Source organism: Paenibacillus guangzhouensis (assembly GCF_009363075.1).
Lineage (GTDB): Bacteria > Bacillota > Bacilli > Paenibacillales > Paenibacillaceae > Paenibacillus_K > Paenibacillus_K guangzhouensis.
The window spans coordinates 3235462-3256656 of record NZ_CP045293.1 but is presented as its reverse complement, the minus strand read 5'-3'; the positions used below and the strand labels follow the sequence as shown (position 1 = coordinate 3256656).

At 47.0% G+C, this 21195-nt stretch carries 19 protein-coding genes and 1 riboswitch; all 19 genes read left to right on the top strand.

Going from position 1 to position 21195, the window contains the following annotated elements; translation table 11 throughout:
* The first annotated feature begins 418 nt into the window (after positions 1-418).
* Positions 419-1561, top strand: coding sequence for a response regulator (locus GCU39_RS14645; RefSeq protein ID WP_152394204.1), 1143 nt, complete (start codon positions 419-421; stop codon positions 1559-1561).
* Between the two features lie 273 nt (positions 1562-1834).
* Positions 1835-1970: riboswitch (cyclic di-AMP (ydaO/yuaA leader) on the top strand.
* Positions 1971-2435, top strand: coding sequence for a C40 family peptidase (locus GCU39_RS14640; RefSeq protein WP_152394203.1), 465 nt, complete (start codon positions 1971-1973; stop codon positions 2433-2435). It abuts the riboswitch before it with no gap.
* 1093 nt (positions 2436-3528) lie between these two features.
* Positions 3529-4071, top strand: coding sequence for a 5' nucleotidase, NT5C type (locus tag GCU39_RS14630; RefSeq protein ID WP_152394201.1), 543 nt, complete (start codon positions 3529-3531; stop codon positions 4069-4071).
* A 12-nt stretch (positions 4072-4083) separates the two neighbouring features.
* Positions 4084-5838, top strand: a complete 1755-nt coding sequence (locus GCU39_RS14625) for a LamG-like jellyroll fold domain-containing protein (RefSeq protein ID WP_227793578.1) — start codon at positions 4084-4086, stop codon at positions 5836-5838.
* Between the two features lie 22 nt (positions 5839-5860).
* Complete coding sequence (locus tag GCU39_RS14620) at positions 5861-6649, top strand: DeoR/GlpR family DNA-binding transcription regulator (protein ID WP_152394200.1); 789 nt, start codon at positions 5861-5863, stop codon at positions 6647-6649.
* Between the two features lie 289 nt (positions 6650-6938).
* Positions 6939-7682: a glycerophosphodiester phosphodiesterase gene (locus GCU39_RS14615; protein WP_152394199.1), complete on the top strand. Its 744-nt coding sequence runs from the start codon at positions 6939-6941 to the stop codon at positions 7680-7682.
* A 28-nt stretch (positions 7683-7710) separates the two neighbouring features.
* Positions 7711-8679: an ABC transporter permease gene (locus tag GCU39_RS14610; RefSeq protein ID WP_152394198.1), complete on the top strand. Its 969-nt coding sequence runs from the start codon at positions 7711-7713 to the stop codon at positions 8677-8679.
* 75 nt (positions 8680-8754) lie between these two features.
* Positions 8755-10476 carry an extracellular solute-binding protein gene (locus tag GCU39_RS14605; RefSeq protein WP_152394197.1) on the top strand — a complete coding sequence of 574 codons (1722 nt, stop codon included), beginning with the start codon at positions 8755-8757 and terminating at the stop codon, positions 10474-10476.
* Between the two features lie 231 nt (positions 10477-10707).
* Positions 10708-11577, top strand: coding sequence for a carbohydrate ABC transporter permease (locus tag GCU39_RS14600; RefSeq protein ID WP_407671712.1), 870 nt, complete (start codon positions 10708-10710; stop codon positions 11575-11577).
* A 39-nt stretch (positions 11578-11616) separates the two neighbouring features.
* A complete protein-coding gene (locus GCU39_RS14595) occupies positions 11617-12501 on the top strand; it encodes a CehA/McbA family metallohydrolase (RefSeq protein ID WP_152394195.1) in 885 nt (294 codons plus the stop codon).
* A gap of 15 nt (positions 12502-12516) precedes the next feature.
* Positions 12517-13887, top strand: a complete 1371-nt coding sequence (locus GCU39_RS14590) for an MATE family efflux transporter (protein ID WP_152394194.1) — start codon at positions 12517-12519, stop codon at positions 13885-13887.
* A 194-nt stretch (positions 13888-14081) separates the two neighbouring features.
* Complete coding sequence (gene adh / locus GCU39_RS14585; protein WP_152394193.1) at positions 14082-15602, top strand: aldehyde dehydrogenase; 1521 nt, start codon at positions 14082-14084, stop codon at positions 15600-15602.
* Between the two features lie 15 nt (positions 15603-15617).
* Entirely contained in the window at positions 15618-15989 is a 372-nt protein-coding gene (locus GCU39_RS14580; protein ID WP_152394192.1) for a DUF779 domain-containing protein, read from the top strand.
* A gap of 412 nt (positions 15990-16401) precedes the next feature.
* A complete protein-coding gene (locus tag GCU39_RS14575) occupies positions 16402-16737 on the top strand; it encodes a hypothetical protein (protein ID WP_152394191.1) in 336 nt (111 codons plus the stop codon).
* Positions 16738-17089: 352 nt separating this feature from the next.
* Positions 17090-17332 (top strand): hypothetical protein, encoded by a 243-nt coding sequence (locus tag GCU39_RS14570; RefSeq protein WP_152394190.1) that lies wholly within the window; start codon positions 17090-17092, stop codon positions 17330-17332.
* Between the two features lie 12 nt (positions 17333-17344).
* Positions 17345-17536 (top strand): hypothetical protein, encoded by a 192-nt coding sequence (locus GCU39_RS14565; RefSeq protein WP_152394189.1) that lies wholly within the window; start codon positions 17345-17347, stop codon positions 17534-17536.
* 582 nt (positions 17537-18118) lie between these two features.
* Positions 18119-19180 (top strand): LacI family DNA-binding transcriptional regulator, encoded by a 1062-nt coding sequence (locus GCU39_RS14560; protein WP_152394188.1) that lies wholly within the window; start codon positions 18119-18121, stop codon positions 19178-19180.
* 146 nt (positions 19181-19326) lie between these two features.
* Positions 19327-20277, top strand: coding sequence for an ABC transporter permease (locus GCU39_RS14555; protein WP_193726929.1), 951 nt, complete (start codon positions 19327-19329; stop codon positions 20275-20277).
* A 16-nt stretch (positions 20278-20293) separates the two neighbouring features.
* Positions 20294-21178 carry a carbohydrate ABC transporter permease gene (locus tag GCU39_RS14550; protein ID WP_152394186.1) on the top strand — a complete coding sequence of 295 codons (885 nt, stop codon included), beginning with the start codon at positions 20294-20296 and terminating at the stop codon, positions 21176-21178.
* Positions 21179-21195 lie beyond the last annotated feature (17 nt).

Below are 21195 nucleotides of genomic sequence, written 5' to 3'. Positions count from 1 at the left end.
CTCATGAGCAGATGATATCTCAGTTCGTCGTCATGGCTAAGCTTGTGTAATTCTTTGAGAACGTTCCGATGCACAGTAATCCCCCTTGTATCTTTCGAGTTCCATTGTGAAATCTATTATATACGACAAAACTCGACAAATTCTAAACAAGGTGGAGCGTGAGCTGTGTGCTATCGAAAGCGAAGAAGGCCTGTTTAGACTGCCTCGCTTGGAAATAAGCGTATTGTATTATGGTTTTATTATGTTGGCAATCTATCCATAATATCATTCCATTATGTTACCTGACCGATATTAAATAATGAAAGTGTCGATATATTGGAAGACATAACTTTCACTAATAGCATCCTTATGATTAATGTTCACTTTATTACTAAAAATATTATTCTTAACAAGTATATGCAAAAGGGATGGTTAATAAATGAAAGTTATTTTGGTTGACGATGAGCCGCTAGCATTGAGTAGACTTCAGAAATTGCTTGAACGTGTGGTTAGTGGTGTGGAGATCGTCGCCTCATATTCGGATCCGAATGAAGTGACCTTAGGCGTTTTAGAGCATCGCCCCGATGTCGTTTTTTTGGATATCCAAATGCCTGAGATCGATGGATTAGAGCTGGGCATGCAGATACAGACCGTCGTCCCTGGTACGGAAATTGTTTTTGTCACTGGTTACGATCAGTATGCCGTGCGTGCATTCGAGCTTTATGCTGTGGATTACATCATGAAGCCGGTACAACTCGAGCGACTAAACCAAACGGTCATGCGCGTTATGGATAAAATGAATCTAAAAGGAACAAAGGAAACGCAGGATTTGAATACGCCTATGGTTTGCTGCTTCGAACAAATCCGCTTTCAGTTAAATGCCATGAAGACGCAGAACGTGAAGTGGCGGACGAGTAAGGCACAGGAATTATTCGCTTATCTGCTCCACCATCGCAAGCGGGTAGTCAGTCGGAACTTACTACTTGAATTGTTATGGCCAGACACGCCAGAGGATAAAGCGGTACAATATCTCTATACGGCGATTTACCATATACGCCAGACTTTAAAAAATTACAGGATGGATTCGATTTCCATCCGCATTGGTGAATTGGAGACAGGCTATCGGCTGGATATGGGGAATGCTCACGTTGATACGGAGTTATGGGAAAAAGATTTGAAGCAATTGGGTCGTCTTGATGCAGACACCGTCGATTCTCATGAACATGTGTTAAAGATGTATACTGGTGATTATCTTGGAAATTACGAGTACCTATGGGCGGAGCATGAACGGGAACGATTGCGAATGTTATGGCTGTACCAAATAAGAAGAGTAAGCGAATTTTATGAGCAACAAGGCTTAATGGATAAAGCCATTCGGTTGATTCAGGACGCTCAGCGGATAAAACCGGATGAGGAAGATTACTATTTCTTATTAATGAAGCTTAATCATGCGATTGATAATCAAGTGGGTGTAGAAGAACAATTTTTTCTACTGAAGACGAGAATGGAAAGTGATATGGAGCTCCCGATCAGTGAAGAAATTATCCGTTGGTATGAGCAGTGGTGTAATAACTTGATATGAACACAAGAGTGGAGTACTTCATGTGCTTCACTCTTTTTTTATTATGAATAACTATTTACAATTTTGTAATTGGTATTTTCGACTCATTATTGTTACTTGTCATTGTAATTTTATGATATTTCGTCAATGCTGAATAGGACAAAAGTCTACAGTATCAAGGTCTCATGTCACTTAGACATCTAGCATGTGACTCTGATCTAGTTATAGTAAGCTCTTACAAGATGATTTGACAAAATACCTGAAAATATAATACAGTATTAAAGGTTACAAAAAATTAATATTTGGCCGAATTTCTATTTAGAGAAAACGGGGGAACCAATTCTGGGTGAATTATTCTAATCTATTGAAGAATATAGGGAACCTTCTACCGAACCCTCAGCTAACTCCGTAGGCATCGAAGGGAGACATCATGAAGAAAGTCATTATTTCCATGTTAGGAGCGGCAATGTTGTTTACCGCTGGTACCACAAGTACATATGCTAGTTCGTCTAATCTTACAAATGAAGTGGATAAAGTTATTGGAACGCCATACCTCTGGGGAGGTACGACAAAATCTGGCTTTGATTGCTCGGGTTTCATTCAATATATTTTTGATAAGTTCAAGTTAGATTTACCACGTACTTCAAAAACGCAGGCAACAGAAGGTACAAAGGTAGATCAAGCAAATCTACGCGCAGGGGACTTGGTGTTTTTCAATACGGATGGACAAGGGATTTCTCATGTTGGTCTTTTCCTTGGCGACAATAAGTTTGCGCATTCATCAAGCAGTAAAGGTGTAACGATAAGTAGTCTGTCTGAATCCTATTATAAAAATCGGTATGTTACGGCTAGACGTGTTGTCAGTCAGCAAAGTTATCATAAAATGATGAGCTAATATTAGCAATTGCTTTTAAGGACAAGATCGTAAGTAAAATTACTTACCGACTTGTCCTTTTCTTATTGAATTAGGCGTCTGTACGATCATTTAGTTATGAACCTACATACAATACATAGCTCAAATTGATTCCCCTTCATAAGGAGTGAAATCACATGACATATATGCCACAGTCCCCACCCCCAAATTTCGTCCCACAAAAACCTGCTGTATCCTATATCGTAGACTGCGTTCATCAATACACATATGTATGGTTAATAAATGGGGAAAGCTTTTGGTTTTATCCGACACGTGTGGAATATGGTGAAGTTTCGGGCTATCGTTGGAATGGTGTGTTCTGGTCGTACTACGGTATGGATCCAAGATTTATCAGTGCAGTTTCATGTCCTCCAATTCCTACATTATACTAAAACACAAGAAAAAGGCTGCCTAGAGTTTGTTAGGCAGTCTTTTTTAATCTGGCGAGGATCAGGAACCGAATGATTCAGATCCGCTTTCCCTTCGCAACTCTTTTTCTATATGCAGCATGACTATTGGCTCTTTTATTACCATTACGGGATCTCGAACTCTTGTTTCTATTCTTATGTGAATTCACGTTCTGCACGAATGCTTTGGGCTGCATAAACGAGCTAAACAAATCAAATGTAGGGCGCATTTGCTTGTACAATCCATATGCTTGTTGAAATTGTCCCATGATGGACATCACACCGTCCATTCCACCGATATGCTCAAAAAAAGATTTGGAAGGAGGACTATTCATTGGTGGAGATTGCTCATCTGGGGAATAACCGTCGTCGTTGATCGTGAAGTTATTATCTGATCTCATCATTGCTCAACCTTTCATGAACTAATTTAACTAACACGAGTTACGATAGTATATTCTAACTACTTTCAAGAGGTATAGTCTCTTAAACCATAGACACCAAACTAAATATGCATAAACACCATCCATTTACAAATATTTAACAAAAGTTTTAAATAAAGCTAACATATATCTTCTATGATGGAGACATCCGTTTTGGTTCTGTGAGACTTATTTGTATTGTTGCCTGATTGTGTTGGATGTGATCATGACTTGCAGGGGGAGCGAACGATGAAACGTATAGCCATTGATATGGATGAAGTCATTGCAGACACGCTGACTACACATCTGGAGTGGTATAACCGGGATTATCAAGATGAACTGAAGGTGTCAGAACTTGAAGGTATGAACTTGGTTCAGGCTAGGCCTAATGCCAGACAGGCGATTGAAAGTTATTATGATCGGGAAGATTTCTTTCGCAATATTAAGGTGATGGCGCATAGCCAAGAAGTGCTTCGAGAGCTCTCGGAACATTACGAGATCTATATTACTACTGCAGCCATGGAAGTACCGGCCTCTTTCCAGGCCAAGTATGAGTGGCTGCTGGAGCATTTTGATTTTTTGAATGCGATGAACTTTGTATTCTGTGGCGATAAGAGCATCATTCGCGCAGACTACATGGTCGATGACAATGTGAATCAGCTTCGTGCCTTCGAGGGGCAAGGGATTCTCTTTACAGCGCCTCGCAATGTTCATGAGACCGGATATGTACGTGTGAATAATTGGTTGGAAGCAAAAGCGTGGTTCATGGCTCAACTCCAGCCGTGTGATTGAGAGGTGCCAGACATGACTTCTCGAGAAATGGACGATCATTTGAAGAGCCATGCGTCTTTGCCGCGTGTTGTTGCACACTGGGTTTTCCGTTCGGATCATGTATTATCGGGCTCCATGGAAGCGGGTGATCTCATCATTGAAGATCAGAGTGGAAATGGAAATCATTTGGAGGCCGTATCGATTCCTTGCGCTGCTAATCCATTAGATCTGTCAGAGGAGCGGCCATCCATGAAGTGGGAGCAAGATCCATACCATGGAGAGGTATTGAGTTTTAATAATGACCTCGATGCTGCTGGCCGCAGTTATTTCCGGACGACTGAAAAGGCACCGATCAACGAACTCTCTTTTGAAGAAGGGTATACGATCGAAGCCATTGTGCACCTGCCCCATCCTTTTGATGAGGCCTCACACAGTTGGATGGGCGTGCTAACGAGACAGGGGAGCGGGGCAGAGCTTGGGCGAGAGGCAGAACACGAGCTGCTTGCGACGTTATCGGTATCCAATTGCATGGAGTACCAGTGGGTCTACCATCCGGCACAGGGGAATACGTCAGCGACGAGCTGGTCGCGGTATTTGAAAGAGGAGGAATGGCATCATGTTGTGATCGTGAACGATACCAAACAGACGCTGCTCTATGTGAATGGCATATGTGACTATGCTTGCCTTCAGCAAGATCTTCAGGGGCTCTCTGTCGTCCCGGGGAAGGGATGGAATGTTGGTGCATCTGAATGGCAAGGGAAGCTCGACAAATTATTCTCAGGGCGAATTAGCCAGATCCGACTAACGGATAAGCCGCTGCATAAGTCGGCATGGCTGGATGATCTGAAGCCGCTTAAGATTCTCGAGGGTACAAATGAAGGAGAAGTCGCTTCGTACATGCAGTGTAATTACCATTTTGTGTTCATTCCTGATCCGCAGAAACTTGTATATCTTAATCCACATATGTTCCATGCGCAGGTGGAGTGGGTGAGGAAGTGGTCTTCCCATGGGAATATTGCCATGACGGCATTTCTTGGCGACGTGGTAGACCATAGTGATGCTAGAGAAGAATGGGAACGGGCTTCACTGGCGATATCCATCCTCGATCATGATGAGATCCCTTATTTGATGACGGCAGGCAATCATGATTATGATGATGCGGATACGTATCTCGGATATTTCGGTCCGCATCGCTTCAAGGATAAGCCCTATGTGAAGGGATACGCCCCTTCGCGCTACAGCTCCTATGGCATCATGGAAGCGGGAAGTTACAACTATCTATGGCTGATAGTCGATATGAAGCACCTCACATCAGATATTCATTGGTGCAAGCAAATCCTAGATGAACACCTAGAGCTGCCTACGGTTGTTATCTCTCATGATATTCTATACCACAATCATACCCGTCAATTAGAAGAATCGGCGAATGGACGTATGATTTGGGAACAGCTTGTTGATCCGTATAATCAGGTGTTCATGACGGTAAACGGTCATTATGATGGAGCGGGATATCAGGTTCGATCGAACCAGCATGGACAGGATGTGATTCAACTATTAATCAATTATCAAGATAGTTATCGGGGCGGCAACGGCTGGCTGCGGCTTGCGGAGTTTGATGAAGCGCTCAACCAAGTAAAGTTCCGCACCTTTTCACCATGGGTCGATCAAATGGCAGCCGATGAAGAGCTAAGCTATCCTGATTACCGCTTTTTAACGGGTGAAGATCATTCCTTTACGATTCCTTTGCACTTTAAGGCGCGTTTTGGACTGCTTCAACCGGATATCTGATGAGGAAAAGAGGAGTTACGGCGTGTCTCTATTATCGGAAGAACGCAAGCAGTATATATTAGAACAGCTCGATGGAGGCGGGAAAGTTCATGTCGTTCAACTCGCAGAGCAGCTCCAAGTGTCCAATGAGACCATTCGACGGGATCTCGGTGCATTGGATGAGGAGAAAAGGCTTCGGCGCGTGTATGGCGGCGCCGTGAAGATACAATATGATACCGGAGAACCTCCTTATCAGCAGCGGCAAGTTCTTCAACATGAGGCCAAGCAAAGGATCGGACGATGCGCAGCATCTTTGATCGAAGATGGAAATACGATCTACATGGACACCGGCACAACGACGCTTGAACTGGCTCGAGCATTGAAGGGGCGAAAACGGATTACGGTCATCACCAACTCCTTAACCGTTGCGTGTCTGCTTCGCGACTCCGTATCGCAAGGGTTATTCAGCGGCCGCATCATCATTCTTGGTGGAGAAATCTCGCCGGAGCAGCAGTCGGTTAGCGGTCATCTAGGTCTTGATATGCTAACTCATTTTTACGTTGATAAAGCCTTTATATCGGTAGGCGGCGTGTCGATTCAGACAGGCATTAGCGATTATGACATGAACGATTCTGTGATCTCCAGAGCCGTGACCAATAGAGCAAAGGAGATTATCGTCGTTGCTGACTATAGTAAAATAGGCATTCAAGCTTTTTGCCACATTGGACCTATGGAGAAAATTGACGTGATTGTGTGTGATCAAGCTTATCCTTCATCCTGGGGGCAAGAGTTAGAAATGAAGGGAATTACTTGGATCGTGGCAGACGAGTGAAATAGTGGTTAATAGAATGATCGATGCGAGAAGGTCTTCGGCACAGCCGAGGGCCTTTTTTGTCGTGTTAGCGTCGAATTGACCTTTAAGAAACATTAATAACGGGTTAATCTCACGAAAACATTCACTCCTTAAAGTGAAGATGTAACAAGATCAGTCAACAAACAACAAACACAAATCACAACGGTAAAAGAATAAGCGGCTTGCGAAAAATAGTTGAATTTGCAATCGTTAACCGGAAGTAAACGGCCTATCAAATAGGTACAGCAACCAGATTGGGGTGAACCTTATGTTGAACAACAACGTTCGGCCTTTCATAACCGCACACACGGGATCCGGACGAGCGCCAGCGAACACCTGGGCCTCCTTTATGGAGGCATGTGCGCTAGGTGTAGACATCGCTGAAATAGACATTCGTGTAACGTATAGGCAAGAACCTGTCCTAATGCATGACCACTCTACTCTCCTTGAACAGTATAGCGCGGATGAACTCAATCGGATGCCGCTTCGATCTCGTTTAGGAGCCCCTTATATGGACCATGAACTCGTGAAGCTGGAGGATGTACTTCGCATTGCGCTATACCGAGGCATGAAGCTGAATCTGGATATTAAGAACGGAGAGGCGGTCAATCCCACATTGCAATTGGTGAAGGCGCTTGGTGCAGAGCATCTCACTTATGTGACAGGATGTACGGAGGGGATTCTCGTGGATACATCGGGCATCTCGCTCCTTCTCAACGCACCGATGTCGATGATCTTGGATGATAAGGAAGATCGGGAGAAGATTCAGCAGTTCTGCGAGCAGGCAAGCCGAGCGGGGTATTGCGGTGTAAATCTCCATGTCGAGATGGTAACAAAGGCATTCGTTGATACGGCACATGTCCATGATCTATTTGTCTCGGTCTATACGGTAGATGATTTGGCTCGGATGCAACAGCTGATCGACCTTGGGGTAGATAGTATTACGACGATGATGCCGGAACGGCTGCTGCAGCTCAAGAAAGGTGGACAAGCTTCATGCGAAGCTCAATGATCACTCGAAAGAGGGAGGGAACGTGGTAATGGATAAGAACACATCGGTCATGGAATCGTCTCTCGATGGGTATGCTTCGGCCCGACATCGATCTCGCTTAGGGAAGAGGATGTTGTCTCATTATCAGTTGTACCTGCTGCTGCTGCCCTGTATCGTGTTCTTCATTATTTTCTCGTATATCCCCATGGCGGGACTTGTTCTTGCCTTCAAAGAGTATCAGTTCAACAAAGGAATCTTCGGCAGTCCTTGGATCGGACTAACTTACTTCGAAATGTTCTTTCAAGATCCGCAAAGTTTGAAAATTATTCGCAACACACTTGTTATTAGCGGGATGAAGGTATTCTTCGCGATGCCATTTCCGATCATTCTCGCCCTCATGTTCAATGAAGTGAGGCACTCGAAGCTTCGGAATGTATTCCAGGGTATTGTGTATTTGCCCCATTTCTTCTCTTGGGTCATTGTAGTCGGGATGATGCAGCGAATTCTCGCACCGGATACAGGGCTTGTCAATCAGATCATCCAGTGGTTCGGCGGTGACGGCAGCACCTTCTTCCTCATGGAGGAGAGCGCATTCCACCCGATGATGTTCTGGAGCTATATATGGAAGGATATCGGCTGGAACTCGATTATCTACTATGCGGCGATCGTTGGCATTAATCCCGCGTTATACGAGGCAGCGAAGATCGATGGCGCGAACAAATGGCGTCAGATGTGGCATATTACGCTGCCAGGCATTCGCGCGACTATCATTGTACTGTTCATCTTATCACTAGGCAATATTTTGTCGGCTGGCTTCGACCAGATCTATCTCTTGAAGACACCAGGCAATATGAATGTCTCCGAAATTCTTGACACATACATCATTTATATGGGGCTCGAAAGCGGCCAATTCGGCTTCGGTACAGCGATTGGCATGATGCAGGGCATCGTCGGTCTGTTCTTGGTATTGACTGTCAATAAGGTAGCCAAAAAGTGGTTCCAATCATCTCTGTGGTAAGACGCGGCGTGGAAGTTCGCTTCGACGCTGTACCATTCAATATAAATATAAATGATTTAAAGGAGAGGGAAGGAAATGTCTCACAATCGAATGTATGTCTGGTCTAAATTCATGGCGCTTACGCTCGTCATTTCCATGCTGATGACGGCGTGCGGAACGAAGGAAGAGCCTAGCGCTCAGGACGGAGGCGCAAGTGACAAACCAGCTGCCGGCAAACCATCCACTTGGATTGCTGATCGCAAGATCAAGGGACTTGTCTTCATGGGCAGTGATGTGACGGAAGGGATGAACCCGGAGATTGCAGCCAAGCTCAAAGAAATGACAGGGATCGAACTCGAGCTTCAAGCGGTCGGACATGACGGTTCGCAGAAGGCGCTCGCTGCCGGTCTTGCTGCAGGCGACTTGCCAGATTTTATTGCCTATTACTTGAATCATAGTGGACGACCTGAGATGGAGATGATTAACAAGGCTGCCCGTGAAGAGATGTTCCATGATCTTGCTCCGCTCTTGAAAAATACAACAATTTACAAGAAGTATACCGAGGAGGGCTATTTGCCGCTGGATACGCAATATGGCGTCATGTTCCGCCCGGAATTCAATGGCTCTGCCTATGTGGCTCACTTGAATGTTGCACGCGAGGGCGGCTATGAGGTACGCAAGTATGTATCTGGTCCTTACATTCGCAAAGACATTGCTGATGCGCTCGGCGTAGATCCGCGCACGATTACAACGTCGGAGCAGCTCTATGAGCTTGCAAAGAAGATTAAGGCAGGCAACTTCAAGGACAAGAACGGCAAAGAAGTGTACCCGATCGGGCCAACCGTATGGGGCGGCATCGACCGCAGTGGTTTGTATAACGATTTAGTATGGACAGGCTTTAACGGCGAAGGGTTCGGCCGTGGTAAAGACGGCAAAATTCTTCATGAAAGTCAGACTGACTATGGCATGAAGCGTGTGGAATTCGTACAAAAGCTGCTAAAAGAGAAGCTCATGCACCCAGAGTATTACTCCATGGAGGAAAACCGTGCTAAAGAGGGCGTGCTGAGTGATTCCTTCGCGATTGTTGGTGACATGCACAACTACGTCATGGAGAACAAAGACAATCGTTACATCCCGATCGGTCCACTCAATACGGTTGATGGTCCATATCGCATGACCTCAACGTTCAAAGGCGGTTACGGTGCGTGGTCCATTCCAACGACAACGCAGCATCCTGAAGATATTGTGAAGCTGGCAGACTTCCTTGCGAGCCGTGAAGGGAAGTTATTGTGGAAGTATGGTCTAGAGGGACGAGATTATGATCTGGATGCGAAAGGCAATCCTGTTCCGAAGAAAGAAGTGCTTGACTTGCTCGAGAAAGATCCGGTGAAAGCGAAGGAGCTAGGATTTGCAGGCGTAGGCAATGACTGGGGCTGGTATTTGGGTGGAACGGACTTGAACGATTTGGCTGACTTCGGCGAAGCAAGCTACGGAGAATCGGTCAACAAAGACATGAACAAAGGTCCGCTCGACATCGCAGAGTACTGGCACTATGACGAGAAGAAGAAACAGATTGATTTGCGTGACGGTTACGCGCCTCTTGCCTTCATTGGCGAATTTACGAAAGGCTCGATGTTGACGATGGCGCTGGATAAGTACAAAGAAAGCTTGATCCGTGCGTACTATGCGAAGGGTATGATGGAAGCGAAGTCGATCATGGATGCGGCCGCAGCGCAGCTGAAAACTGCAGGTTTGGAAGATTACATCAAGCTGTTGGAACAAAAGGATCAGGATCCAAAGACGAAGCTGATTTTCTAACCACAATAGAATTTAAAAGTTTCGACGTATCGAAACTAAAAATTCTATTTGGCGATAAAACCTACATCTAAACGCGGTCGCTCATCTTGGACAGGCATCGATAGAGGTTTTCTCACCACACGCAACTGTAATGCGAGCCTTCCCTCCTTGTGGGAGGGCTCTCTGTATCGAATAGGAGGAACGGTGATGAAAAAGACGAAGTGGTCGCTTGGTGCAACACCTGGCAATCTGATGACGGTGTTCAACTATGGACTACTGGTCCTACTGTGCTTGTCTATTATTCTGCCGACATTAAACGTACTCGCGCTATCGCTCAATGTAGGGACAGATGCGGCAAAGGGCGGCGTTTATTTCTGGCCGAGACAATTCACGCTGGATAATTTCAAGGAAGTGTTCAAACAGTCGAATATCCTAAATGCATTTTTTATTTCGATCTTCCGTACCGTGCTCGGCACGTTGTTAAGCGTCGTGTTGACGGCGATGGCTGCGTATGCGCTGAAGAGCAAAACCATGCCTGGACAGAAGCAGCTGACGTTCTTTGTCTTCTTCACGATGCTTTTTAGCGGGGGGTTGATTCCGTATTATATCTTGCTCAAGGAGCTCCACCTGACGAATAGCATCTGGGTATATATCATCCCTTCGCTCTACAGCGTGTGGAACATGATGATTATGCGCTCCTTCTTCGAGCAGACGCCCGAAGGACTTGAGGAAGCGGCGCGGATTGATGGGTGCAGTGATCTCGGTATTTTCTTCCGCATCCTTATGCCGACGAGTAAGCCGGTCATAGCCACGATCTCTCTGTTTAATGCGGTAGGTCACTGGAACGATTGGTTCACGGGTTCCTTCTATGTGCGTGATCAGAGTATGAAGCCGCTCTCGACGGTGCTCCAGGAGATGCTAACGAAGCAGCAGGCGCTCACCGATACGCTCATGAGCTCTACCGGCTCGATGCAGATGCAAATGCTCGACAAAATTCAAGTGACGGGAACATCGCTGAAAATGGCGACGATCATTATCGTCGTGACGCCGATCATCGTTGTATATCCCTTCTTGCAGAAGTACTTCGCCAAGGGAGTCATGATCGGCTCTATGAAGGAATAGAAAACAAATCAAAAACAACGCATCGCAGGAGGAACAACGATGAAGATTCATAATCCTTATGCCCAAGAAGGTAAATGGCTGCGCGGCAGCTTCCACAACCATACGACGAACAGTGACGGCCACCACCCGATCAGCACGGTCTATCGCATGTATAACGACTATGACGTGTTCGCGATTTCCGATCACGATCGGATTACACCACATACGGGGGAGAGTTCGATTCCAACGCTGTATGAAGCGATTGAAGTCAGCAGTCCACAGGCGCATATGCTCCTTGTGCAGCCTCCGCAGGAGATCATGAACGGATATACGAACGAATTCACCATCGATAACTATGAGCGGTTATCGGAGATGTGTGTCCAGCATGGAGGATTCTCTGTTCTTGTTCACCCGAACCGCTACTATTCGCAGTATTGGAAGCTTCCGGATATGCTGGCCATGGCTTCGTATACAGGCATCGAGGTGATTAACGGGGATGGCCATCCAGAGTATGATATCGCGTTCGACAAATGGGATGCCGTCTTATCTTCCGGCCGTCAAGTGTGGGGGTTCGGCAATGATGATTTTCATGCCTACGGTCAAGAGCGCAGAGCATGGAACATGGTGCTGGTGAAGGAGAACAATCCGCAAGCTGTACTGGAAGCCATTCGGCAAGGCAGCTTCTATGTATCAACGGGGTATGGGTTTGAGTCCATTCATGTCGAGGGATCAACGATTGTGGCTAAGCTTCGAAGCAGTGATCAGCTGGACGGGATGTACAAGTATGCCACACTTATCGGCAAGTATGGACAAGTACTGCATGAACAGACGGGGCGCTTTCAAGAGATTGTATACGACTGCAAAGGAGACGAGGGGTATGTCCGCCTTGCGGTTTATTTAGAAGGAGGCTATGGCGCCTTCTCGCAGCCATTGTTCATCGAATAGGAAATGGGAATTGATATGAGTAAAAAAGAAAGTATGCGTTTCGGGATTCTGTCACTTACTTGGCCAATCTTCTTGGAGTCATTGTTCGGCATGCTTCTTGGTACAGCAGACACGCTGATGTTAAGTCATAACTCTGATGGCGCCGTAGCGGCTGTCGGGGTGGCCAATCAGATTCTGACAGTGGCCTCCTTGATGTTCGGCTTCGTTACCGTCGGGATGGGTGTCATTCTGAATCAATGGCTTGGTGCGGGGAAGCTCCGTGATGTGGACCGATTGAGCAGCACAGCGCTCACGCTGAATGTAGGAATGGGTCTTTTAATGAGCGTTGGGTTATTGGTATTCGCGGATGAGGCCTTGCTGCTCTTCAAGCTGCCCTCGAATCTATTAGCGGAGGGAAGCATCTACTTATCGATTGTCGGCAGCTCCGTATTCATGATTGCGATCAACATGGCGCTTGGCACGATGCTTCGCTGCAGAGGGATGGTCAAGGAGATGATGTTGATCTCACTTGGTATCAATGTCTTTCATATTATAGGAAATTACGTGGCGCTTATGGAACCCTTCGGTTTACCGACGTTCGGTGTTCATGGCGTCGCGGTATCGACGTGGATCAGCCGCGGCGTAGCTGTCATCGCATACCTTATTGTATGTAAGCACAAGTTGGATCAGCCTGTACGCCTTGCAGCTCCTTGGCGAATGCAGAAGGCGGATATCAGCCTCATTTTCAAGCTTGGTATTCCTTCTGCAGGAGAGCATATATCATACAATCTCTCTCAGGTTGTCATTACTTATCTCGTAACAATCCTTGGTGCTGCAGCATTAACGACCAAAATTTATACGCAGAATATTACCTCCTTTGTGTTTATTTTCTCCATGGCGATTGGTCAGGGGACGCAAATCATCGTCGGGCATTTGATTGGCAAAGTCTATAAAGAGGATGCTTATCGATCGGGTATACAATATCTCAAGTTGGCTGTATTAGTTTCCTTCGTGATCAGTGGCCTGTTATATGTGACGGCAGAGCCATTGCTGAAACTTTTCACTACGGATCCTGAGATTATTCGGCTAGGGAAGCTGCTCATGCTGCTGTCTATCCTGCTGGAACCTGCACGCGCGAGCAATATGGTGCTCATTAGCTGTTTAAATGCCGCAGGAGATGTCAAATTCCCTGTGATGATCGGTCTCATCTCCATGTGGGGAATCAGCGTTCCGCTTGCCTACGTGCTGGGGATTGTGTTCAACTTGGGACTGGTAGGCATTTGGATCGCGTTTGCTATGGACGAATGGGTCCGCTCGCTCGTTATGCTTCTGCGCTGGCAGCATCGGGGATGGCAGCAATTGAATCTATTTGCAGCACGCGAGTTAGGGACGAGGAAAGTGGGATAATGCATGGTATGCTACAAATCGGGTACCTGGCGAATTAGGATGTTATCGAAGTGTGTTGACTGTCATCGGTCAGCACACTTTTTTATTGTCTTACTTGGAGGAATTTTCGTTCTAGCATAATGAATTCGTACTACATTCAGGTCTTGTCCTATATACATCAGTAATGTGAACAAATGATGAGGAGGCTGAATGGAATGATTTATGCACAACCAGGTCAACAAGGAGCTAAGATAACATTTGCGAAGCGCTATGAGAATTATATTGGCGGGAAGTGGGTAGCGCCGGTGAAGGGCGAATACTTCGAGAATGTATCGCCGGTCAATCATCGCATATTCTGCGAGGTACCGCGTTCTACTTCGGAGGATATTGAGCTGGCGCTGGACGCTGCACATGCGGCGAAGGAAGCATGGGGGCGCACATCCGTTGCAGAGCGGGCTGTCATCCTGAACAAAATCGCTGATCGGATTGAAGCGAATCTAGAATTGTTAGCGGTTGCAGAGACGTGGGACAACGGCAAGCCGATTCGGGAGACGTTAAATGCGGATCTGCCGCTTGCGATCGATCATTTCCGCTATTTCGCCGGATGCATCCGCGCGCAAGAAGGATCACTCAGCCAAGTGGATGACAATACCGTGGCGTATCATTTCAATGAGCCGCTTGGCGTTGTCGGTCAGATCATTCCATGGAATTTCCCGCTGCTCATGGCGACTTGGAAGCTGGCACCGGCACTCGCCGCAGGCAACTGCGTCGTATTGAAGCCGGCCGAGCAGACCCCAGCATCCATTCTAGTCCTCATGGAGCTGATTGAAGATCTTCTGCCGCCGGGTGTCGTTAATATTGTGAACGGATTTGGTCTTGAAGCCGGCAAACCGCTCGCTTCGAGCAGCCGGATCTCGAAAATTGCGTTCACAGGGGAGACGACGACAGGTCGGCTCATTATGCAATATGCATCGCAGAACATTATTCCGGTGACGTTAGAACTCGGCGGGAAGTCTCCGAACATTTTCTTCGAGGATGTATTCGCAAGGGATGATGCGTTCTTCAATAAAGCTCTGGAAGGCTTCACGATGTTCGCTTTGAATCAAGGTGAAGTATGTACATGTCCGTCGCGTGCTCTCATTCAGGAATCGTTCTATGACCAATTTATGGAGCGGGCGCTGCAGCGGGTCGCCGCAATCAAACAAGGGAACCCGCTGGATACGGAGACGATGATTGGAGCCCAAGCATCCACGGAGCAGCTCGAGAAAATTCTCAGTTATATTGACATTGGGCGGCAGGAAGGTGCGGCATGCCTGATCGGCGGAGGCAGGGCAGCGCTGGAAGGCGATCTGTCTGATGGTTATTATGTTCAGCCTACCGTCTTGCAAGGACATAATAAAATGCGAATTTTCCAAGAGGAAATCTTCGGTCCCGTGGTCTCGGTAACGACCTTTAAAGATCAAGAAGAAGCGATGGCGATTGCCAATGATACATTGTACGGACTTGGCGCCGGTGTATGGACGCGCGACATGAATACGGCCTACCGATTCGGCCGGGGCATTCAAGCGGGCCGGGTATGGACGAATTGCTACCATGCATACCCTGCTCACGCGGCATTTGGCGGCTACAAGCATTCAGGCATCGGACGCGAGAATCATAAAATGATGCTCGCTCATTATCAACAGACGAAGAACCTGCTTGTCAGCTACAGTCCTGATGCACTCGGGTTCTTCTAAGAACGGCGGCATCCGATGGCAGAGGTGAAGAAAGTCATCGCGACTGACGCAGCATTAGCGCTCATCGAGATGGTGAAGTCAAGGCACGGTCCTGTGATGTTCCACCAGTCTGGCGGCTGCTGCGACGGCAGCTCACCGATGTGCTATCCGCAAGGGGAGTTCCTGATCGGAGACAGCGACGTGCGGCTCGGGGAGATTGGTGGAGCGCCGTTCTATATGAGCAGAGCCCAATACGATTATTGGAGAAATACGCAGTTGATCATCGACGTCGTGCCAGGACGAGGCGGGATGTTCTCCCTTGAAGGACCGGAGGGCAAGCGGTTCCTGACGCGATCTAGGTTGTTCACCGAAGAAGAACGGCGTGCGTTAGGTCTAATGGAATCATAAGAAGTACAGCGAACCCTGCTGTCTCGCGAGACGAGAGCAGGGTTATTTTCTATATTGGAATATTTATGATTTTGAGATAGGGGCGAAGAGCTTCGGTGGCTGGAACTGCGTGATTTTTGTTGACTTCTGCATCTTTATTAGAACCTTTGTCGAAGGTATTGAACTGTAAGCGCATTCTCTATATTTTAGAGGAGTAACGGCGAGCATATTTATTCACAATTTCATACCGTCAGCGCTATTCGTTAGGCGTGTTACCGGTATTACGAGGGCACGAGCTTAAGGGAAATCTCTTAAGCTCGTGTCTTTTTCATTTGTCAGAGGAGGTGGTTGATCACATCATAGATCGAGTGGTTCTCAGCATCGTTGGAAGCGTGGCTAAGGTTAATCGATGTTCAAAGGAGGCTTATGGAGAATGTTGATGAAGAAATCAATCGTCGCACGGACGCTCATCTTATGTATGCTGCTGACAGCATTTGTCCAGAACGGGCTTCTCCTGTCGCGAGCGAATGCTGCTGCAGGGGAGCAGACGACAATAATCATCAATGATACGGAGGTTGGACCGGATGTGAATCAATTTCAATACGTCGGCCCCTGGGGAACGAGTACCGGCGTGACAGGCAATTACAATGGCGATGAGCATTGGCTGCGATCGCAGGTAAAATCATTGCAGGTTCATAATTCAGATGATACTTTGGGATCCCGTCCAGCGATCGGCTTGACGGGATTTTTGTTGTTGGCTACGAGGTAAGCAACGGTCGTGTATCGCATCGTGGGCACCGTGGGCGTGAGCGAGCACGTGTAACCACCTTCGCCTCTGCGAAGGTGGTCGGTGTTGAACTGTTTTTTTGCAGTTATTTCAGCGCGCCGCGGCCGATGCGAGCCAAATAACTGCTTTTGTGCAGTTATTTCGGCGTGCCGTAGCCGATCCGAGCCGAATAACTGCCTTTTTGCAGTTATTTCGGCGTGCTACAGCCGATCCGAGCAAAATAACTGCCTTTTTGCAGTTATTTCGGCGCGCCGCGGCCAATCCAAGCCGAATAACTGTTTTTTTGCAGTTATTTTGGCGTGCTACAGCCGATCCGAGCTAAATAACTGCTTTTTTGCAGTTAATTCAGCGCGCCGCAGCCGATTCGAGCAAAATAACTGCCTTTTTGCAGTTAATTCAGCGCCCTGCAGCCGATTTGAGCAAAATAACTGCTTTTTTGCAGTTAATTCAGCGCGCCGCGGCCGATTCTAGCAAAATAACTGCCTTTTTGCAGTTATTTCGGCGCGCCGCGGCCAATCCAAGCCGAATAACTGTTTTTTTGCAGTTATTTTGGCGTGCTACAGCCGATCCGAGCTAAATAACTGCTTTTTTGCAGTTAATTCAGCGCGCCGCAGCCGATTCGAGCAAAATAACTGCCTTTTTGCAGTTAATTCAGCGCCCTGCAGCCGATTTGAGCAAAATAACTGCTTTTTTGCAGTTAATTCAGCGCGCCGCGGCCGATTCGAGCAAAAGAACTGCCTTTTTGCAGTTAATTCAGCACGATGTGGCCAATGCGAGCTGAATAACTGCTTTTTGCAGTTATTTCGGCGCCCCGCATCCGATCCGAGCAAAAGAACTGCCTTTTTGCAGTTATTTCAGCACTACGCAGCCAATTTGAGCTCAATAACTGCTTTTTTGCAGTTATTTCGGTGCCTCGCGGCCGATTCGAGCAAAATAACTGCCTTTTTGCAGTTATTTCGTAGCCCCGCGGCCGATTCGAGCTCAATAACTGCTTTTTTGCAGTTAATTCAGCGCCTCGCGGCCAATCCAAGCCGAATAACTGCTTTTTTGCAGTTAATTCAGCGCGCCGCAGCCAATTTGAGCTCAATAACTGCTTTTTAGCAGTTATTTAATATTTGATCAAAATCAGTTGACGTGAAAACGCATTCATAATACAATGAGCCTTGTAAAGATTTGGGTGAAAAATCAATGACATTTTACACATATTTGCCCTGATTTTTGGGCAAAAGTTGGGGTGGTGATTTGCAGATAATCATGTGCCAGTGCCAGCACATTTGGGTATGATTTGAGTTTGCGCTTCCAGTACAATGGAAGAGTGCAGTTACGAATCATACATGAATGGCAGTAAAGGAGCCAACCGCAAGTGACAACATTAAAAGATATTGCAGAAGCTGTCGGCGTGTCGATCTCTACGGTCTCCCGCGTCATCAACAGCGATGTAACCAAACATGTTAGTGAGGAGACAAGGAGCAAGATATGGCGCGCAGTTCAAGAGCTTGGTTATGAGCCCAACGAATCTGCCCGCAAGCTGGTGATGAAAAAACATGCGGGATCGAAGCAGCCTACCATGCAAATCGGGCTGATCTCTTCTTGGACACTATACTCCGCAGAGCAGGATCCGTTCTTCACAACGATTTTTGCCGGCATGCGCAAGATGCTGGAGGACTTCGGCTATACGTTCGCTTATATGTACACGTTCAAGGAGCTACGGAATGAAGCTGCATTACAAAAGGTGCTCTATGAGCAGCGCGTCGACGGCGTCGTCATATTCGGGGATGTTTACGAGGATAACGACATGGTCAGCTTGATTCAGAAGCATGTCCCGGCAATCGTAGGTGTAATGTCTGACAGCCCGAATATCCAAGATATCAATTTCGATCACATTGCCGCTGCGGAGACAGCCGTCAATCACTTGATTGAACAAGGCCATCGGCACATTGGCTATATTGGTGGATATGGTTACGACGGCGAACTCGAGAGCGAAGATCGGTATATCGGGTATAAGTTATCGATGCAGAAAGCGGGTCTAGAAATCCGAAAAGAATGGCTCATCAATACGGAGTGGGTCGTTGATCGGAGCTACAGCTGGATGCTGGAGATGCTCGATCGGAACCAAGGCAAGCAGCTGCCTACGGCGATATTCGCAGCAAGCGATCGATTGGCGCTTCCGGCTATGCGAGCAGCCATTGAACGGGGATTCCGTGTTCCGGAGGACATCGCGTTTATCGGGATCGATAATATTGAATTGTCGCAATATACTTCACCCCCATTATCAACGATACATGTGCCGAAATTCGAGCTGGGCATAACGGCGATCAAGACATTGATCGACTACATGCAGAGCGACTTCCGGCCTACCTTTCAGTTATTAATGCCGCATGAGCTCATTACACGTCAGTCTTCAGATTACCATCGGAATGATTAAGGGCATTTACGGGACGTTCGATCCGTCAGCTGAGATGCCTATCATTTCCTATGCCCTACAGGCAAACGTTGTCATATTTTTGTGCCCAACTATGTAAGCTTCAATACCCGATTTTATGAAAGAGGGTCGATGAATTTTTGGAACAAATGACACCTGAACTCCGAGTGGAGCAAGACCGAACCCGCACAGCGACCTCACCGCTACTCAAAACGGTCAAACGAAACTGGGACTTATATCTCATGATTATTCCTGTAATCGCTTTCTTCGTGATCTTTGCTTACCTTCCGCTATACGGCATACAAATCGCTTTCAAAGATTTTTCCGCATTCAAAGGCATCTGGGACAGTCCATGGGTCGGCTTCAAACATTTCGAACGCTTTTTTGACAGCTATTATTTTTGGCGGTTGATTCGCAATTCCTTCCTGCTAGGCGTCTACTCTCTCGCGATCGGCTTTCCAATTCCAATTATCCTTGCACTTATGCTGAACGAGGTCAAATCGAACCGGTTCAAGAAATTCGTTCAGACGATTACTTATGCACCCTATTTTCTCTCCACCGTTGTAATCGTTGGGATGCTCTTCATCTTCCTCTCACCTAGAACAGGCCTCATCAATCATATTATTCAAGCTTTTGGCGGTGACCCGATCGCATTCATGACAAGTGCGGGATGGTTCAAGACCCTATATGTATTCTCAGATGTGTGGCAGACAGCTGGCTGGAGCTCCATCATTTATCTAGCATCGTTGGCGGGTATCGATACGCAGCTGCATGAGGCAGCCAAAGTCGACGGCGCGACGAAGCTGCAGCGTATCTGGCACATCAATATTCCAGGTATTATGCCGACCATTGTCATTTTGCTGATCTTGAATCTCGGTTCGGTCTTAAGCATCGGCTTTGAGAAGGTGCTCCTCATGCAGAACAACTTGAACATGTCTGGATCGGATATTATCTCGACATACGTCTATCGCAGCGGGATTCTGGATGCGCAATACAGCTTCTCTACAGCCGTAGATCTGTTCAATTCAATCATCAATTTCATCTTGCTCGTCACGGTCAATTATGTGGCCCGTCGAGTGAACGATACCAGCTTGTGGTAAGGAGTGAAATAATGCTATGGGATTGCAAAGCCGTGGAGACCGTCTGGTCGAGATTATCAACTATATCCTACTCGCGCTGATCGCCGCCGTTGTCATTTATCCGCTGGTGTTCGTGCTTAGCGCTTCTTTTTCCAAACCGGATTTTGTGCTGCGCGGCGAAATGTGGCTGCTGCCAAAAGGCATTAACTTGGATGCATACTCGAAAATTTTTCAGAACAAAGATTTGTGGATTGGCTACAGAAATACGATAGTCTATACGCTCGTTGGCACATCGATTAATCTGCTGATGACCATTCTTGCTGCGTACCCGATGTCTCGCAAAGATTTTGCAGGCCGGAATTTCGTGATGGCGATGATGGTGGTCACGCTGTTCTTCAGCGGCGGCCTCATTCCGACGTATTTGCTGATCAAAAAACTGCATATGCTCGACACGTTCTGGGTGATGGTGATTCCAAATGCCGTATCCGTCTGGAACATTATCATCATGCGTACGTTCTTCCAATCCAGCATTCCGCATGAAATTCAGGAGTCCGCGATGATCGACGGCTGCGCCAACTGGCAGATTTTGATTCGAATCGTGCTACCGTTATCGATGCCTGTCATTGCGGTCATGATTCTGTTCTATGCTGTCGGCCACTGGAACGCGTTTTTTAATGCCTTGATCTATTTGAACGACAAGGATAAGTTTCCGCTGCAGCTTATCTTGAGGGAAATGCTCATTCAGAACTCGATGAAGGATATGGCGAAGCTGACGCAGGAAGCGGTCGCGAAGCAGGCGATGAGTGTAGAGGGGATCAAATATGCCATCATCGTTGTCGCCAATTTGCCGGTCTTGCTGTTGTACCCGTTCTTGCAGAAGTATTTCGTGAAAGGCGTTATGATCGGTGCGCTGAAGGGCTAGCCGACGATATGACCATA

What these genes read in the sequence shown, in the direction of transcription:
- GCU39_RS14645 (WP_152394204.1), top strand. Translation starts at nt 419, where the DNA reads ATGAAAGTTATTTTGGTTGACGATGAGCCGCTAGCATTGAGTAGACTT.
- GCU39_RS14640 (WP_152394203.1), top strand. Translation starts at nt 1,971, where the DNA reads ATGAAGAAAGTCATTATTTCCATGTTAGGAGCGGCAATGTTGTTTACC.
- GCU39_RS14630 (WP_152394201.1), top strand. Translation starts at nt 3,529, where the DNA reads ATGAAACGTATAGCCATTGATATGGATGAAGTCATTGCAGACACGCTG.
- GCU39_RS14625 (WP_227793578.1), top strand. Translation starts at nt 4,084, where the DNA reads ATGACTTCTCGAGAAATGGACGATCATTTGAAGAGCCATGCGTCTTTG.
- GCU39_RS14615 (WP_152394199.1), top strand. Translation starts at nt 6,939, where the DNA reads ATGTTGAACAACAACGTTCGGCCTTTCATAACCGCACACACGGGATCC.
- GCU39_RS14610 (WP_152394198.1), top strand. Translation starts at nt 7,711, where the DNA reads ATGGATAAGAACACATCGGTCATGGAATCGTCTCTCGATGGGTATGCT.
- GCU39_RS14605 (WP_152394197.1), top strand. Translation starts at nt 8,755, where the DNA reads ATGTCTCACAATCGAATGTATGTCTGGTCTAAATTCATGGCGCTTACG.
- GCU39_RS14600 (WP_407671712.1), top strand. Translation starts at nt 10,708, where the DNA reads ATGACGGTGTTCAACTATGGACTACTGGTCCTACTGTGCTTGTCTATT.
- GCU39_RS14595 (WP_152394195.1), top strand. Translation starts at nt 11,617, where the DNA reads ATGAAGATTCATAATCCTTATGCCCAAGAAGGTAAATGGCTGCGCGGC.
- GCU39_RS14590 (WP_152394194.1), top strand. Translation starts at nt 12,517, where the DNA reads ATGAGTAAAAAAGAAAGTATGCGTTTCGGGATTCTGTCACTTACTTGG.
- adh (WP_152394193.1), top strand. Translation starts at nt 14,082, where the DNA reads ATGATTTATGCACAACCAGGTCAACAAGGAGCTAAGATAACATTTGCG.
- GCU39_RS14580 (WP_152394192.1), top strand. Translation starts at nt 15,618, where the DNA reads ATGGCAGAGGTGAAGAAAGTCATCGCGACTGACGCAGCATTAGCGCTC.
- GCU39_RS14575 (WP_152394191.1), top strand. Translation starts at nt 16,402, where the DNA reads ATGTTGATGAAGAAATCAATCGTCGCACGGACGCTCATCTTATGTATG.
- GCU39_RS14555 (WP_193726929.1), top strand. Translation starts at nt 19,327, where the DNA reads ATGACACCTGAACTCCGAGTGGAGCAAGACCGAACCCGCACAGCGACC.
- GCU39_RS14550 (WP_152394186.1), top strand. Translation starts at nt 20,294, where the DNA reads ATGGGATTGCAAAGCCGTGGAGACCGTCTGGTCGAGATTATCAACTAT.